Source organism: Anaerobiospirillum thomasii (genome assembly GCF_900445255.1).
In the GTDB taxonomy this organism is placed as follows: Bacteria; Pseudomonadota; Gammaproteobacteria; order Enterobacterales; family Succinivibrionaceae; genus Anaerobiospirillum_A; species Anaerobiospirillum_A thomasii.
Genome location: NZ_UAPU01000006.1, coordinates 1 through 13,201, shown reverse-complemented (window position 1 = coordinate 13,201; position 13,201 = coordinate 1). Strand labels below are relative to the sequence as shown.

General features: G+C 37.1%; 22 protein-coding genes and 1 tRNA gene. 10 read left to right on the top strand and 13 right to left on the bottom strand.

What is annotated here, in order from left to right; genetic code table 11:
- Window positions 1–42: 42 nt before the first annotated feature.
- From DRZ93_RS05930 to DRZ93_RS05915, 4 genes are all read left to right on the top strand, one after another.
- Window positions 43–136: transfer RNA gene (locus tag DRZ93_RS05930), tRNA-Ser, on the top strand.
- Window positions 137–357: 221 nt separating this feature from the next.
- Window positions 358–1,509 carry a tyrosine-type recombinase/integrase gene (locus DRZ93_RS05925; protein ID WP_113746092.1) on the top strand — a complete coding sequence of 384 codons (1,152 nt, stop codon included), beginning with the start codon at window positions 358–360 and terminating at the stop codon, window positions 1,507–1,509.
- A gap of 9 nt (window positions 1,510–1,518) precedes the next feature.
- Entirely contained in the window at window positions 1,519–1,689 is a 171-nt protein-coding gene (nrdD, locus tag DRZ93_RS05920) for an anaerobic ribonucleoside-triphosphate reductase (RefSeq protein WP_113746091.1), read from the top strand.
- Window positions 1,690–1,980: 291 nt separating this feature from the next.
- On the top strand, window positions 1,981–2,361 hold the full coding sequence (locus tag DRZ93_RS05915) for a hypothetical protein (RefSeq protein ID WP_113746090.1): 381 nt from the start codon (window positions 1,981–1,983) through the stop codon (window positions 2,359–2,361).
- Window positions 2,362–2,382: 21 nt separating this feature from the next.
- Here DRZ93_RS05915 and DRZ93_RS05910 read toward each other — a convergent pair whose 3' ends face one another.
- Window positions 2,383–2,616 (bottom strand): helix-turn-helix domain-containing protein, encoded by a 234-nt coding sequence (locus tag DRZ93_RS05910; RefSeq protein WP_113744164.1) that lies wholly within the window; start codon window positions 2,614–2,616, stop codon window positions 2,383–2,385.
- 303 nt (window positions 2,617–2,919) lie between these two features.
- Between DRZ93_RS05910 and DRZ93_RS05905 the strand changes: the two genes are divergently transcribed.
- On the top strand, window positions 2,920–3,231 hold the full coding sequence (locus DRZ93_RS05905) for a hypothetical protein (RefSeq protein WP_113744165.1): 312 nt from the start codon (window positions 2,920–2,922) through the stop codon (window positions 3,229–3,231).
- Between the two features lie 117 nt (window positions 3,232–3,348).
- Here the strand turns inward: DRZ93_RS05905 and DRZ93_RS05900 are convergent, their stop codons facing one another.
- Window positions 3,349–3,537 (bottom strand): hypothetical protein, encoded by a 189-nt coding sequence (locus DRZ93_RS05900; protein ID WP_113745443.1) that lies wholly within the window; start codon window positions 3,535–3,537, stop codon window positions 3,349–3,351.
- 461 nt (window positions 3,538–3,998) lie between these two features.
- Between DRZ93_RS05900 and DRZ93_RS05895 the strand changes: the two genes are divergently transcribed.
- From DRZ93_RS05895 to DRZ93_RS05885, 3 genes are read left to right on the top strand one after another with little or no spacing between them, the layout of a single operon-like run.
- Entirely contained in the window at window positions 3,999–4,304 is a 306-nt protein-coding gene (locus DRZ93_RS05895; protein ID WP_113746089.1) for a hypothetical protein, read from the top strand.
- Complete coding sequence (locus DRZ93_RS05890; protein ID WP_113746088.1) at window positions 4,305–4,502, top strand: type II toxin-antitoxin system HicA family toxin; 198 nt, start codon at window positions 4,305–4,307, stop codon at window positions 4,500–4,502.
- A gap of 1 nt (window position 4,503) precedes the next feature.
- Window positions 4,504–4,785 (top strand): hypothetical protein, encoded by a 282-nt coding sequence (locus DRZ93_RS05885; protein WP_113745445.1) that lies wholly within the window; start codon window positions 4,504–4,506, stop codon window positions 4,783–4,785.
- Window positions 4,786–5,084: 299 nt separating this feature from the next.
- On the opposite strand, the gene DRZ93_RS05880 is transcribed toward DRZ93_RS05885, so the two are convergent.
- From DRZ93_RS05880 to DRZ93_RS05870, 3 genes are all read right to left on the bottom strand, one after another.
- Complete coding sequence (locus DRZ93_RS05880) at window positions 5,085–6,332, bottom strand: IS256 family transposase (RefSeq protein ID WP_113743108.1); 1,248 nt, start codon at window positions 6,330–6,332, stop codon at window positions 5,085–5,087.
- Between the two features lie 240 nt (window positions 6,333–6,572).
- Window positions 6,573–7,466, bottom strand: a complete 894-nt coding sequence (locus DRZ93_RS05875; RefSeq protein WP_113745446.1) for a DUF7946 domain-containing protein — start codon at window positions 7,464–7,466, stop codon at window positions 6,573–6,575.
- 113 nt (window positions 7,467–7,579) lie between these two features.
- Entirely contained in the window at window positions 7,580–7,771 is a 192-nt protein-coding gene (locus DRZ93_RS05870) for a hypothetical protein (RefSeq protein ID WP_113745447.1), read from the bottom strand.
- A 397-nt stretch (window positions 7,772–8,168) separates the two neighbouring features.
- Here DRZ93_RS05870 and DRZ93_RS05865 point away from each other — a divergent pair, with 397 nt between their 5' ends.
- Window positions 8,169–8,507 (top strand): hypothetical protein, encoded by a 339-nt coding sequence (locus DRZ93_RS05865; protein WP_146741071.1) that lies wholly within the window; start codon window positions 8,169–8,171, stop codon window positions 8,505–8,507.
- 3 nt (window positions 8,508–8,510) lie between these two features.
- Entirely contained in the window at window positions 8,511–8,816 is a 306-nt protein-coding gene (locus DRZ93_RS05860; RefSeq protein WP_113745449.1) for a hypothetical protein, read from the top strand.
- A gap of 206 nt (window positions 8,817–9,022) precedes the next feature.
- On the opposite strand, the gene DRZ93_RS05855 is transcribed toward DRZ93_RS05860, so the two are convergent.
- The 8 genes from DRZ93_RS05855 to DRZ93_RS05825 form a co-directional block, all read right to left on the bottom strand.
- Entirely contained in the window at window positions 9,023–9,769 is a 747-nt protein-coding gene (locus DRZ93_RS05855; protein ID WP_113746087.1) for a BRO-N domain-containing protein, read from the bottom strand.
- Between the two features lie 262 nt (window positions 9,770–10,031).
- Window positions 10,032–10,838 carry a TIGR02391 family protein gene (locus DRZ93_RS05850; RefSeq protein ID WP_113746086.1) on the bottom strand — a complete coding sequence of 269 codons (807 nt, stop codon included), beginning with the start codon at window positions 10,836–10,838 and terminating at the stop codon, window positions 10,032–10,034.
- Window positions 10,839–10,843: 5 nt separating this feature from the next.
- Window positions 10,844–11,032, bottom strand: coding sequence for a hypothetical protein (locus tag DRZ93_RS05845; RefSeq protein ID WP_113744172.1), 189 nt, complete (start codon window positions 11,030–11,032; stop codon window positions 10,844–10,846).
- 109 nt (window positions 11,033–11,141) lie between these two features.
- Window positions 11,142–11,318 carry a hypothetical protein gene (locus DRZ93_RS13525; RefSeq protein WP_172458083.1) on the bottom strand — a complete coding sequence of 59 codons (177 nt, stop codon included), beginning with the start codon at window positions 11,316–11,318 and terminating at the stop codon, window positions 11,142–11,144.
- Window positions 11,319–11,325: 7 nt separating this feature from the next.
- Window positions 11,326–11,772, bottom strand: a complete 447-nt coding sequence (locus tag DRZ93_RS05840; RefSeq protein ID WP_113746085.1) for a hypothetical protein — start codon at window positions 11,770–11,772, stop codon at window positions 11,326–11,328.
- Window position 11,773: 1 nt separating this feature from the next.
- Window positions 11,774–12,223 carry an EAF7 family protein gene (locus tag DRZ93_RS05835; RefSeq protein ID WP_113746084.1) on the bottom strand — a complete coding sequence of 150 codons (450 nt, stop codon included), beginning with the start codon at window positions 12,221–12,223 and terminating at the stop codon, window positions 11,774–11,776.
- Between the two features lie 3 nt (window positions 12,224–12,226).
- Entirely contained in the window at window positions 12,227–12,799 is a 573-nt protein-coding gene (locus DRZ93_RS05830) for a hypothetical protein (protein ID WP_113746083.1), read from the bottom strand.
- Between the two features lie 110 nt (window positions 12,800–12,909).
- Window positions 12,910–13,201, bottom strand: a 292-nt coding sequence (locus DRZ93_RS05825; RefSeq protein ID WP_218564272.1) for a hypothetical protein, incomplete at its 5' end; no start/stop codon positions are given.

Genomic DNA, 13,201 nt, shown 5'->3' with positions numbered 1-13,201 from the left:
TGACAAAGAATCATAAAAATTAGAAAATACAGACCCATCAGCGGATAGATGACCGAGAGGCTGAAGGTACTCCCCTGCTAAGGGAGCATACGACCTAAAAGTTGTATCGAGGGTTCGAATCCCTCTCTATCCGCCACAAAGCCTTTTCAACCTATATCAAACCCTTTCAACTCCACTCAAAACAACAAATAAAATCCTTGTAAAATCAGCGTTTTGCCGTTTCAGCCCATTGCAACCTATGTCAATTGACTTTTTTGCTATGCAGGCGTGTGGTAACCTATGATCACCGATTTTTGTAAAAAGTGATCATTTTAACGAGTGATCACGATTTCATGATCACCACAGAGGCGACACACAATGATTACTGCTATTCAAATCAAGAATTTAAAGAGTGGATCACTTGCAGACGGTAAAGGGCTGTATGTGAGGGTGCTAGGGAGTGGAACAAAAAGCTTTATTGTTAGAAAAAAGATAAACAATAAAATCTTTACCAAGACCCTAGGCTCCTATCCTGAAATGTCTATTGCCACTGCAAGACAATTGGCCAAGGAGTACATAGACAGCCTTCAAGGGGTAGAAAGTGGCAGCGTCAAAACATTTAAAGACGTGTACGATGAATGGATTGAGTTTAAGGCCAAGCAGATAAAAGATGTTAAAAACGTTAAGCTGCGTCTAAATGGATTAGTGGCCAAGTTTGGGCATCTGCCCTTTCATTCACTTACGACTGTACAGATAGGCAATGAAATAAAGAAATATACAGCCAACGGCACGCAGAAACTTGAAAGCGCTAAGCGTTTGGCTATTTGGCTGAAACAGTTAGAAGTGTACGCCGTAAACAGTGGCTATGCAGACAGCTATAAGTTTCAGGGCATCAACAAGATTGTGCCACCACCTAGAGCCAAGCCTATGCCATCTGTTCACCCTGACAATTTGGCAGAGATCCTACAGAAGTTTAAGCAAGAGCAGATCCACAGCCCTTCAATTTTTGACATCACTCTTACAGGGTTTTACACGCTGCTAAGACCTAATGAGTATATAAGCTTAAAATGGGATTACATTGATTTAGATAATAGAGTCATCACACTGCCCTCAGCTCTCATGAAAATGAAAAGGGAGCATGTTATACCAATTAGCGATCAGCTTTATGCGCTGCTTAAAAGACGTAAGGGCATGCAGATTAATGAGTGGCTATTTCCTTCATCAAAGCCAGGGCAACCACTGACTACAGCCTTAGCTGAAAAATTCTTTAGGACAAGAGGGTTTAAAGACATTCTTGTACCCCATGGCATTAGGTCAATAGGGCGCACTTGGTTTCAGGAGCAGAGATATGATCATGACTTATCTGAGATGTGTCTTGCCCATTTAACAGCATCAAGCACAGAGCTGGCCTATAACCGATCACAGAGATTGGATGAGCGCCGTGAGCTGATGCAGTCATGGTCCGATTTCGTAGAATCTTGTCTCAATGCAGAGCCATTAAAAGGGCAGGGTAAATATTTTACTTTTTAGGAGGATCTTATGAGTGAATACGCATGTAGGCTTAAGGCCGATAAGGCTGGCGTTGTTGGCGCAGGTGTGAGATTTCAACGTATCAGACGCATAACGGGCTATCTTGTAGGAACAACTGACAGATTCAACAATGCCAAAAAGGCAGAGCTTGATGACCGCGTAAAACATTACAAAGTATAGCAAAACGCACTTTATACTAAAGAGAATTAGTGCAGAAATTGAACAATAATATTCATATTATTTTGACGCCGCTATTTTTAGGATTTATAATTTAAAAAAATCAGGGGCGTAATGGGGATGCTAAAATGAAAGAATATAAAAAAATAAGCATTCTTGATGCTTTTTCTAATTTTACAATTTCATATAGAAAGTATCAGTCGAATGGTGAGTCCTTTAGGCAGGACCAAAAGGCTATATATAGCGATTACACAAAAATTTATAACGATCTATATAGAGGCGTAAATAAAGTTTATGGCAAGTAAGACAAATGCAGCACGAGTCACAAACCATGAACATGGGCACAATATTGAATTAATTCAAAAATATGATAATAATCCTCTTCCTCCAATAGAGTCATTAGAACGCCTCCATAAATTTAGACCAGATTTAATTGATAAAACAATTGCGCTATTGGAGGAAGAGGCATCATTTAGGCGACAGCAAGAAGAGAAGATGCTAAAGTTCTCTCAAAGAGACAATTTGCTCTCTCAGATATTTGCTTTTATTATTTGTCTTAGTGGTATAGCTGGCGCCATATATGTTGGGATTCAAGGTAATGAATTAGCGTCTTTTGGAGTCTTAGGTATACCAATTGCCATTGTTGTTACCGCTTTTTTAAGAAGAAGAAAATAAGGCGCCACCTGGCGCCCTTGTTTATTCTGGCATATCCCTTCTTAAATAATCTCTGATCACCTTAAAACAAGGGTCATCTGAGAAAAGGGCTTTAAATAGTAAAGTTTTTATTTTTTCTGCCTGTCTGTCCGTCACCGGCCTTAGACCTCTTTCCATTTTGGAGACATACTCAGCTGATATGCCAAGCTGCGCTGCTAACTCCTCAGGTGATAACCCCATAGCCAGACGCAGCCTTTTGTATAATTTGCTATCCATATTTTTATGTCCTATAATTTAGGAGAAAGAAGGGGTTGCCCCCTTCCGTTTTATCTCCTTTGCTTTGACTTTTTGCGTTCTAACTCGTTTTCTTGTTTCTGCACTATTTCAGAAAACTGTCTTTTAGCATTAGTAGAGCAAAGGATCCAAAGAATTTCAAACTTTTCCTTATAGGTTAATTTCATTCTTTGTTCTCCTTAAATTGAACATCCTTTTCAGGGCCCCAGTCTTAACTGACTGTAGTTATATTGTACGATAAATCCGTACATAAAGTCAATGCTTTTTAGCTTACAAGGTCAAAAAATGAACGAAAGATTTGATTACTTCAAGGCTATGATTTTGGCCAAGACGCTGCTTGAGCGTATCCACAATTTCAGGATTAAATTTATATTATTGTGCGCCATATGCTCAGCTGTATGCGCTACACTTGGCTTCTATGCTGTTACAACAGAAGATGATAATTTTATTGGTGCCCTCATTTTTGCGATCTTGGTCAGTGGCATGGCTATCTTTGCCTACCGGGCCCATTGGCTTGATATGCGAGACAAGTATTATGAAATGATCAAAAATGATTATGACTACTACATGACAGAGTATAAAGAGTTTATAAAATAAAAGCCCTCAATGAGAGGGCCTTATCATCAGCAAAAATCTAAACTCTAAAATTACCGATTTTATTTTTAAATGCACATTTCATCACCCCATTATCAGACTAACCCATGAAGGTTTTTATTAATTTTTAGCAAGCAGAATATCCAATACATAACGACTTAAATTCTTGCCACTCTCCTGGGCCAGTCTTTTAATCTCCTGCTCCTCTTCTTTGAGACATGACACCACAATCCTGCCCTCAGCCTTTGGCTTGTTGCTGATAGTGCCCTTTGGACGTCCTGCTCCTTCTCTTGAGCCACCTCTAGCCATAAAAGAACCTCACAACCTGTAAAACAATTGATATCACTTGTAATGCTATTATGATTTTTAAAAGCGTTTCTCTGCTCATTTTGACATCCTTTTGTATCTAATATACAATTTAGGAGCCCTGCCTCCACAGGGCCTAAGGTTATTTTAAATAAAGGTCAAGGATTGATATTAGTATTTGAATAAGTGTAAGTATGAAAATAGCTAAATCAAAACTTGACCATCCTTGTTTACGTTGGCGTTTTTGCCTTCGTTTCTTTTTCATCATGGATGCCTCCTACTCCATGTTATCATGCCCTTATTATAACACTATTGAATAATAATTACAATAAAAAATCAAACAAAACAGCATATATTTTGCGTTTCTATCTAATGCAACCTATATCAATCTAGTGCAACTCCATTCATTTTGCTTTGACGTGGCTTTTCTTAGATCCTATAATTAGGGAAAAAGAGGTGTTGACATGAAATACAGAATAGGTTGGCCAGGGTGGAAGTTTGCTTATAAATTAGGCTTTACTATGACCTATAAAGTGAGTTTTGAGTACTCTCTCGCTGATGACGAATTTCAAAATGAAGAAGGAAATTTGTATACATATACTGGATATTTTGATGATTTAGATCTTGCTTTTGAGGCTCTTACATTTGAAGAGTTGATTAAAGAAGCTCAATCAATTGCAAATGAGTATGTTGAAATGCAATGTAAAACAGATAAGCTTTCTTCAAAAATTCAACCTATTCTGCCTCAGCATATAAAAGGTCTTGTTTAAATGGGCCACAATGGGTATGTAAAGCTAAGCAAAATTTTAAAAAATAATGGCTGTACAGTTATAAGGCAGGGGAAAGGCTCTCATGAATGGTGGTACAGTCCAATTTCAGAGAACACTTTTACAGTGTCCAAAAATATTTATAAAAGAGACATGATGAATGTAATTTTAAAACAGGCGGGACTTAAAAAGGAGTTTTAAGTTGAAGTATAGAATTGGTTGGCCGGGGTGGAAGATAGCCTATAAGCTTGGCTTTTCACTATACTATCGGTATGTTGTCTACTTTAATAAAGATCTTAAACATTTTTGTGGATATAGTCCTGATGTTAAAGGAGTCATAGCCGAGTCAGAAGAACTACGTGAAGTTATTGAGGCAATACAGGACAGTGTTAATGAGTTTATTGCAATAGATTTAAACACCACTAAAAATTTAAATATTAAGCCATTAGGTGCATTAAAAGGGAGGGAACGGAGATCTGTGTAAACTAAGATCTCTTATTCTTTAATTGCGCAATTTTAGAATCTAAATTTATGCTATCTTGTTTTTTTCAACAATTCAATACCTCATTTCATGATTTTGCCTCTTCCTGCCCCTGAAAGCCTTTTATGGATTGGCGTAGCCAACCCCGTAGGGGCTTGTCCATAAATGGCTGAGGGGGCAGGAATCCCATGTTTATCACGTTTTGTCTCCCTTGGCTCTATGTTTTACAGGATGCGACAACCCATAGGTAATACGTAGTATTACCTATCCGCGCGGCGGGCTTGCTCCTATACGCTTAAAAACTAGTTTATATATGGCCTTATACGTTCAGCCAGACTATCAATGCATGTCATCTGGTTTAAGACAGATGTCCAGTTCCTGACTCTGCTCACACCCCATTTCTTGGCCAGGTCGCCTGTAATTCTTAAATAAAAGACTTTAAACACGGCATTCTTGTTCTCAAACATACCTATTTTAGTGACCTTACGTAAGCTGGAGTTTACGGCCTCTATAGCATTAGTGGTGTACATGATTTTGCGTATTGCCGATGGATAGTTAAACAGCTGTGTTACATGGTTGAAATTGTTCTCCCACACCCTTATAGCTCCAGGGTATTTATCACCCCATTTGTCTATAAGGTGCAGCAGAGCTTCCTCAGCTGCCTCTGCATTAATAGCTCCATACATTGCCTTGCAGTCGGCACAGAAAGCCTTTAAATCCTTGTAAGGGACATATTTACAGGCATTGCGTATAAGGTGCACAATGCATCTTTGTACAACTGTCTGCGGGAATATAGACTTTACTCCGTCTTCAAGACCAGAGACACCGTCCATAGACAGGAAAAGTATGTCCTTAACGCCTCTGCTCTTGATATTGTCAAATATATTCATCCAACATGACTTTGACTCTGTTGGGGATATATAAAGCCCCAAAACCTCTTTATACCCCTCAGCATCTAAGCCTAATATTACATATACGGCATGATTCTCTGTAGAGCCCTTGTCATTCTTCATCTTGACATAGATGCAGTCTACAAAGACAAAGGTATACAGAGGCTTTAACGGCCTGTTAAGCCACTCATTAACATCCGACAGGATAAGGTCCGTTATAGTGGAGATCTTGTCTTGAGAGAGCTTAAAACCATAGATTTCCTCAATGGTTGAGCTTATATCCCTCTGACTCATGCCTCTTGCATACATGGCCAGGACCTTTTGCTCTATCTGAGATACGTCTTTTTCCCTTTTTGGGATAATTACTGGCTCAAAGGTTCCTTCACGATCACGTGGAGTGTTGATCTCTGCCTCACCAAATGAGCCTTGAATGGTTTTCTTAGAATAGCCGTTGCGCCTGTTGGTGGTCTCCTTCTCATCAGTGCTGCTCTTGCTATAGCCTAAATGAGCATCAAGCTCAGTATTAAGGATCCTTTCAAAAACAGGTGCAAATGCTTCTTTAATAGCATCTTGAGCACTCTGGGCATCTTTTGGGTTGTAGTGCTCCATTATAAGGTCAGCTATCTTTTCAGCCATTGGGCTATGTTTAATTCTTGCCATATTAAGTAAACTCCGATAATGGTTATATTTTAAATCATCTATCTTCGTTTACACAGTTTTTAGTTCACTCTCCATTAAAAGGCAAAATTGCGTGAACGGTTATTATAAAGCAGTATTAGAGATACTTTTAAAAAATTGGCTCTCATTTCTCCAATTAATTTCTTAAAATAAACTAATCCCCATCCCAACCTTCAAATAGTTCCATTGTATAATCTCGTTGTTTATATAAAACATGTAATTTTATAAATTATAATCTTTTAAAGTATGCGCATCGTAAATGTTATATATTTTATTCTTTGCTGTTGTTTTTAATTTGGCTTGTACTCTTAAAATTTCTCCTGTATTAAATGCTGTGGTATATACGTTAGATGGGAGACTGAACGCATCATCAGATATTACGGCATTATGTTTGATAAAGCTTTCGTTGTCATTTTCATAATAGTTGTTGTTTGGGCAGTCTTCAGCTTTGATAAAAGTACATTTATTTGATATCTTATTTAATGAGCAAAGTATAATATCAAACTCCATTATTTGGGATACAACAGGTTGCTCATTTTTAGATATTACTTTTTTTACTTCATTATCAACAGTAGCTATTAGCTTATCCTTTTCCTGTAAGTTTGTAGCTGGCTGAATCAAATCAATTTCACCACAACTTTTACCAATTGGATTTAGAGCGTTTCTGCTATACATCTTTGTAATTTCAGCTATTTTATCTATGGCATGTTTTGCAGTATCCGCCGTAATTTTTTGTGACTCTATACTATAATTTAAAATTGCATTAACAGCGTTTTGTGAATCACTATCAGATCTTTTACTAAATATAAAACTACACATAGCGTTAAACAACTCCCTTATAGAGTTTATAGTCTCCCCTATCGGTTGGGCTGCTTGAGATATTGCCGAAATAATGGCTATTATCTCAATTGAGCCGGGGGCAAGCTTTGCGTCTGTTACTACATCTACAATCCAATTTTCAGGTTTTTCCTCAATCCTTCCGCTTACAGAATAAGTTCCAACGATTGATAATACATTTGAGTATCCTGACAAGGACTTTGCAAAGTCTTCCAACGAAATGCGATATTCACCTAATTTCAAGTCTTTATATTTAATTTTTATTTGAAACTCATCCATAGTCAATGCTCTTATAAAAATAGAATCGTTTTTATAGTTTATCAAATGAGAGATATATGACATCTAATATTTTAATAATTGTTGCACATTAAAGGCGCCATTGGCGCCCCTCTCTATTTACGACCCTCAAAAATTTCTAGCATAAACTCACTTACGTTTTTATTGGCCTCTTTAGCTGCATCTTTTATTTTCTGCTCCATCTCTTTGGTGCAGGATATAACAATGCGCCCTGTCTTGTAGCCCGTACCGCCTGTAGTAGATCCAACTTTACGGCCAGCCCCTTCACGTGCTCCACCCTTAGCCATTAATTATCTCTCCTATCTTTAAACAAATCATAATCAAATTCACAGCAATTAGAATCAGACACATAATCTCTATTCTATTAAGTGGCTCAAATTTCTTTTTCATGTTAAACTTCCTTATATCTAAGAGCCCCACCTCCATGGGGCTATATATTTATCTTAGGTAAAGGTCTAGGATGTAGTAAATTATTGTTGCTATTGAAGTTACCAACATAATTTTATCCGTCCTAGACCATTCTTTTTTACGCTCACCCTGTTGTGCGCGTTTCTTTTTTGGTGGTCTTTTCATTATCACCTCCTTGGCCTCTATTATATCAATAATTGATTAATATGGCAACAATAATCAATAAATATTTTACATTTTTGCTAAAATAGTTATAGATTTTAATTTCTAGGAGACATGATGCCTGTTTATATGATTGTGCCTGTCGGTACTTCAATAATTACTCAAGAGCTTGAGGATAGAATAAAAAGCGTAATAGCAAGCCCCTCAGATATGTATATGCTTTTAAACAGAAATGCCTGCTATGTTGCATTTAATGGTATCAGTACCGAGCTAAGAGATAGGCTCAATCTAGGTGGCAAAAATAACCCTCATATGTCAGATAGTGAAATATCAGAGGCTCCTAATATTCCCCCAATTTCAGCTATTATCATATCTGTTGTACCTGGTGGGTTTAATGGTTATGCCCCTACTGATATATGGGAATGGTTAAATTTAAAAATGGGCCCATACTAAAACATGGCTAATCAATTCCCAGAGCAGACCAACTCAGTTGCTCCTACAAAAAATGATTATCCAGATAAGATGCATTCTCTTTCTGAAAGGGTGTCTATATTAAATAATGATCAAAAGCATTTAAAAGAGCTCCATGAAAAGGACTTAAAGATAATAGAATCATCAACACAGAGCATTATTAAACGTCTTGAAAAACTAGAAGATAAAGTTGAAAAAATAGACTCATTAAGATGGAAAATTGTTGGCGCAGCTGCCACTTTGGTATTTTTTGCAACCATTACTGCGGCAATTTATAAATCATTATCATAATTTAATGCGCTAGCGCCAGGCAAGTGGCGCCTCTGCCTGGCAGTCTCACCTAGCGTGCCAAGTGAGGGCCCTAAGGCCGTGAAGAGATCCGGCACCTTAGGGGAAATGTCCCCACATTTTTGCGCAGCTTAAGCCGTAGGCCGTGGGGCTCTGTCAGTTAAATTATAGCATTTCTAATCGTTCTAATCTTTCTAGTCACCATCTATTCACTTTACAAATTTTTCAGCGATGCAAAGATCTAGATCTTCTAAGTCAAAACCTCCAAAGTCAGAAGGATAGTGCTCTTTAACAATAGGCTTGATTGTATATAAAATCACCTCCTGAAGAACGCCAAGCACGTGGCAATTCAGATCGCCTAACAAATAATTGAGCTTTCTAAATATCCTATCGTTCTGATCGTAGCTCTTTACTAGATTTTTTAAGGCGCATAGCTGCGTCTCATTTAATGCATATTGACCTCTGCTTGCTTTGGCAGTTGCAACATCAATTAAATTTTTTACAAACTGGGCTTGCTCATCTGTGAATAAAGGCACATGTTTAGGAGCTGTGCATGATTCAGTTCTATAGACGATTGAGTACAAATCTCTATAGTTCTCAAGGCGTGCCTCTTTTTCCTCTGCTGACATGTATGTACCTGTCCTTCTTATCTGAGGCAGAACCTCTGATGTAACCCATTTTTTGAACTCTTTTGCCTTTGGAAGTTTGGAGCCGAAGATGAGGGCATACATGCCACTTTCATTTATATAATTAATTTTTGCTTTTTTGCCTAGTGAGTCAACGCCCTCGCGTTTCGCTAGGTCGTCATCATGGACGTGTTTTTTAACAGCGTCATGAGGGTTTGAATACCCTAAAGCATCACATAGATCCTTGGCACACATCCAAAGGTTATTTTTAAAATCAATCTCAGTGCGAATGGTTGAATCTTGAAAGTTTAAGACTTGTAATTTAGTCATGATTGTTTCCTTACTTTATTTTTTTGAATTGAGATCTTAAGTGGGTGGGTAGGTGCTCAAAAACCGAAGTAAGACGGCCGTGCTTATTCAATATATTCACACGACACCTACCATAGACGCACAGTATAGTTACAGCTATACCATGGGTAGAAAGGTTGCGCTCTTACTTCATAGTGTTTTTGAAGCACTAGTCCCACGACTTAAGGACACTACTAATATAGAGCGCTTTTTGAATTTTTGCAAGTTTAAAAAATTATACCCCTCATTTACTGTTATCAAGTTTTCTGTATAGGTATGAAATAATAGTGAATAAATCAAACAGATCTTCCTTTCCTTCACATAACATTACCGGTCTGTGCGCTAAAGGATTCCTTATGATTGAATAGGCAGCTTTAAATAACAGAGCTATTGCCCTCTGATCTTTTAAATCCTGCTCTGATTCCATTTTTGTAAGTTTTACTAAAGGCTGACTACATAAAAGAGCCTGATCAATAAGCATATGACCATCTATACCGCTGTTTAGATTTGCTTTACGCCTTAATTCTTCAAACAATCCTTTTGTTGCTTCAAATAGGACAGAGAACTCATCGCCATTAATGCTCTTATCTGAGCAATAGGTTAAGACTTTATGATAGATCCCGCGTTTCTCTAGCTCCTTTAATAAGGCAGCATTTGATCGTTTGCCATAATAGCCCTCTGGCGGATTCCTAAGGTCAATAAGCCCATATCCTTGAGTATAATCATAATATATAGGTAGTTTTCTTAACTCAAAAAGTGAGTTTATACCATCTATTGCTCTTTTAAATGTTGGATTTGTGTTAATAAGAGAAGGTGAAAATGCTGCTGCTATAGTCTGAAACACAAAACCGTCATTTTGATAGTTCTGTTGTCCATACTGAAAAATGGATAGCAGGCAGTTAACCTTAGAGCCACAGTTTTGTCTTAACTGCAGAATGTTAAAATTACCCCAACTAAGTACCTTTGAAAATTCATTCCAGGAAGAAGAGTAGGGCTGTTCAATTAGCTTTGCAAGCTCGCTTAACTCGGATACACTAAATAATTGATTCATTGTATTTACTCACTATAAGAGGTTGATAATAGCTGTTTTTTTTCAACAATTGTCATCATTTTAAGAAGATTAACATCATCAAGTAAGGCTGTGAGCAAAGAGTCAGCCAAAGCTTGATTTCCTATTTGTATGTTGTATTCTATTTCATTAACCTTATGTTTAATTTCCTGTATTTTATCCTGTTGGAAGCTCATAATTATTATTCTCCTTTTTCACGGCTATAATTTCGGTTATAAATCCGACAGATGGCTTATCCATCGGATTTAGTAACGGTTAAACGGTTATAATTCGGTTATAATTCAGTCAATCAAGGGGCCCTAGGATAGGCACTGCCTGCATCAGAGTAAGAATGTATGCTGACAAGCCCTCTTGTCCTTCTTGTTCAAAATGCTTGGCAAGCTCTAAAGCGTTTTCTTTAAATCCTTGCTCATCGTTCTCCACATGGCATCTGATAAGGTTAAGTACGGTTGTTATATTCATGGCTACCTCACTGTATTTTTGTAAATCTGTTCATAAAATTAGGGTTATCATGTAGAGCATCAGTTTTGTCTCCAGTGTCCACAGATGTGGCAATGTAATCCAAGAAAAACTTTAAGTGCTGCCTTTGAATGTCGCTAAGATCTTCTCTTTCCATGACAGCGATGCCCTGCTGTAAGATGTCAATCTTGTCTGAGTCTGTTATGTTTTCTAATGCCGTTCTTTTTTCAACCTCTCTTTTTAAATAAGAAAAAGGTCTTAAATCATATTCCTCTGCGATGCCTTTTAATCTTTGTAATGAAGGCTTTACTGTGCCCTTGGCTATGTTTATATCAATTACAACATCTTTATTGATCAATTCGCGTTCTATCTCTAACACAAGGGTTATAAAAGGCACGCCGTTTTTGTTAATTGAATAAAGTGGTTTAAAAAAATTAAAGTTAGGTCTTATTGCCATTTTATTTTGCCTCTCTTGCTTCTTTCTCTTTCATAATTCCATACATCCAAAGGACACAGTTCACATCTTCTAGCAGCTGCAGCAGCTTCTCTGTATCAAGCTGAATTACTGTCCTTATGGCCATCATGCCTTCATATAAATCGTTTGGATCTTTTAGCGTCTTCTCAAGCTCTTCAAGATCGTAACGCTCCTTGATGCGCTCCCATATCTCATCGGGGGTACATTTGAGTGATGCCACAGTAGGGATTTTTACATTCTTCATCAGGCGTGAGTTAGTTGTTCTGTTAAGCCTGGCAGTGAATAGGGTCAAAGAGGTGCCCTTATCCATCACACGCATTGAGCTTTTATCCAAAACCCACAGCTCTGTGTTCTGCGGAGTAATCACGTTAATGCCAACAGTCAGATTTGGATCGTACTGACTTAGAAATTTCATGTATTGCTTAAGTTTCATCGTTTAAAATCCTACGCTATGTAAATACTCATTAATCTGTCTGTCTATAAAATTCTGACTGCTTTGGTCGTGCTCTTTTCTGATTTTTCTGCACTCTAAAACAACTTCCATATAATACTTTTGCTTATAGTAAAAGTTTTCAATGGCGTGAATTTCTTCATCAGTTGGATTGCATAAGTCTTTAAATATTTGAACATGACTTTTTTTTAAAACTAAACCATTAATTAATTTATTTATTACAGATGTTTTAGTTTTTGTCTTTTTACTAAGATTAAAAGCACAACCATACTCCAATTTGACCCATTTGCGTACCTTATATAAAAACCTAATATAATCAGGAGCAATCTTTACTAAAAACCATAAATCATCTACGCCAAATGGATATGTGTTTTCATATTTCTGCGCTTCTGACTTTTGACCTGGCAGGCTCTTCTGCTTTTCATATTCTTTAAAAAATTTATTTAATTGTGCTTTCTCATCTGCATTTAACTCTAATAGTCTGCAAAGCAGCTTTCTCTTATCCTGTGGAAAGCAACGTGAGCCAGTGGTGCAACTTATAAAATATGAATAATTCATATCTAAAATTTTTGCGAGCTTAGCTTTTGATTTATATTTTTCAAAAATCTTAATGTTTAAAACTCAAGCATTTCTTTTGCTTCTTCCTGATTAATATGAGCAATCTCCTATTAATTCTTTTCTTTTAAATAAACAAGCACACTTTTATAAAAAAGGGCTGTCCATTCTTTTAGTGGAAGCATGGAGTACAGCTTGTTAATTGTTATCATGTAATAAAAAGTCTGTATGCCCATGTCATTAATGTAAGTTACATGTTTAACCTCTTTTATTTCATCAGTCTTTATGCAACCTGGGAAAGCTTTTTCTAAATGTCTGATGCAGTAATAAAAGGTGCCGTCTGTCTTGACGCATTTAATTGTTGTGTTGTTCATTTCAACTTTTAAAAAATAAGGAAACTCTGCC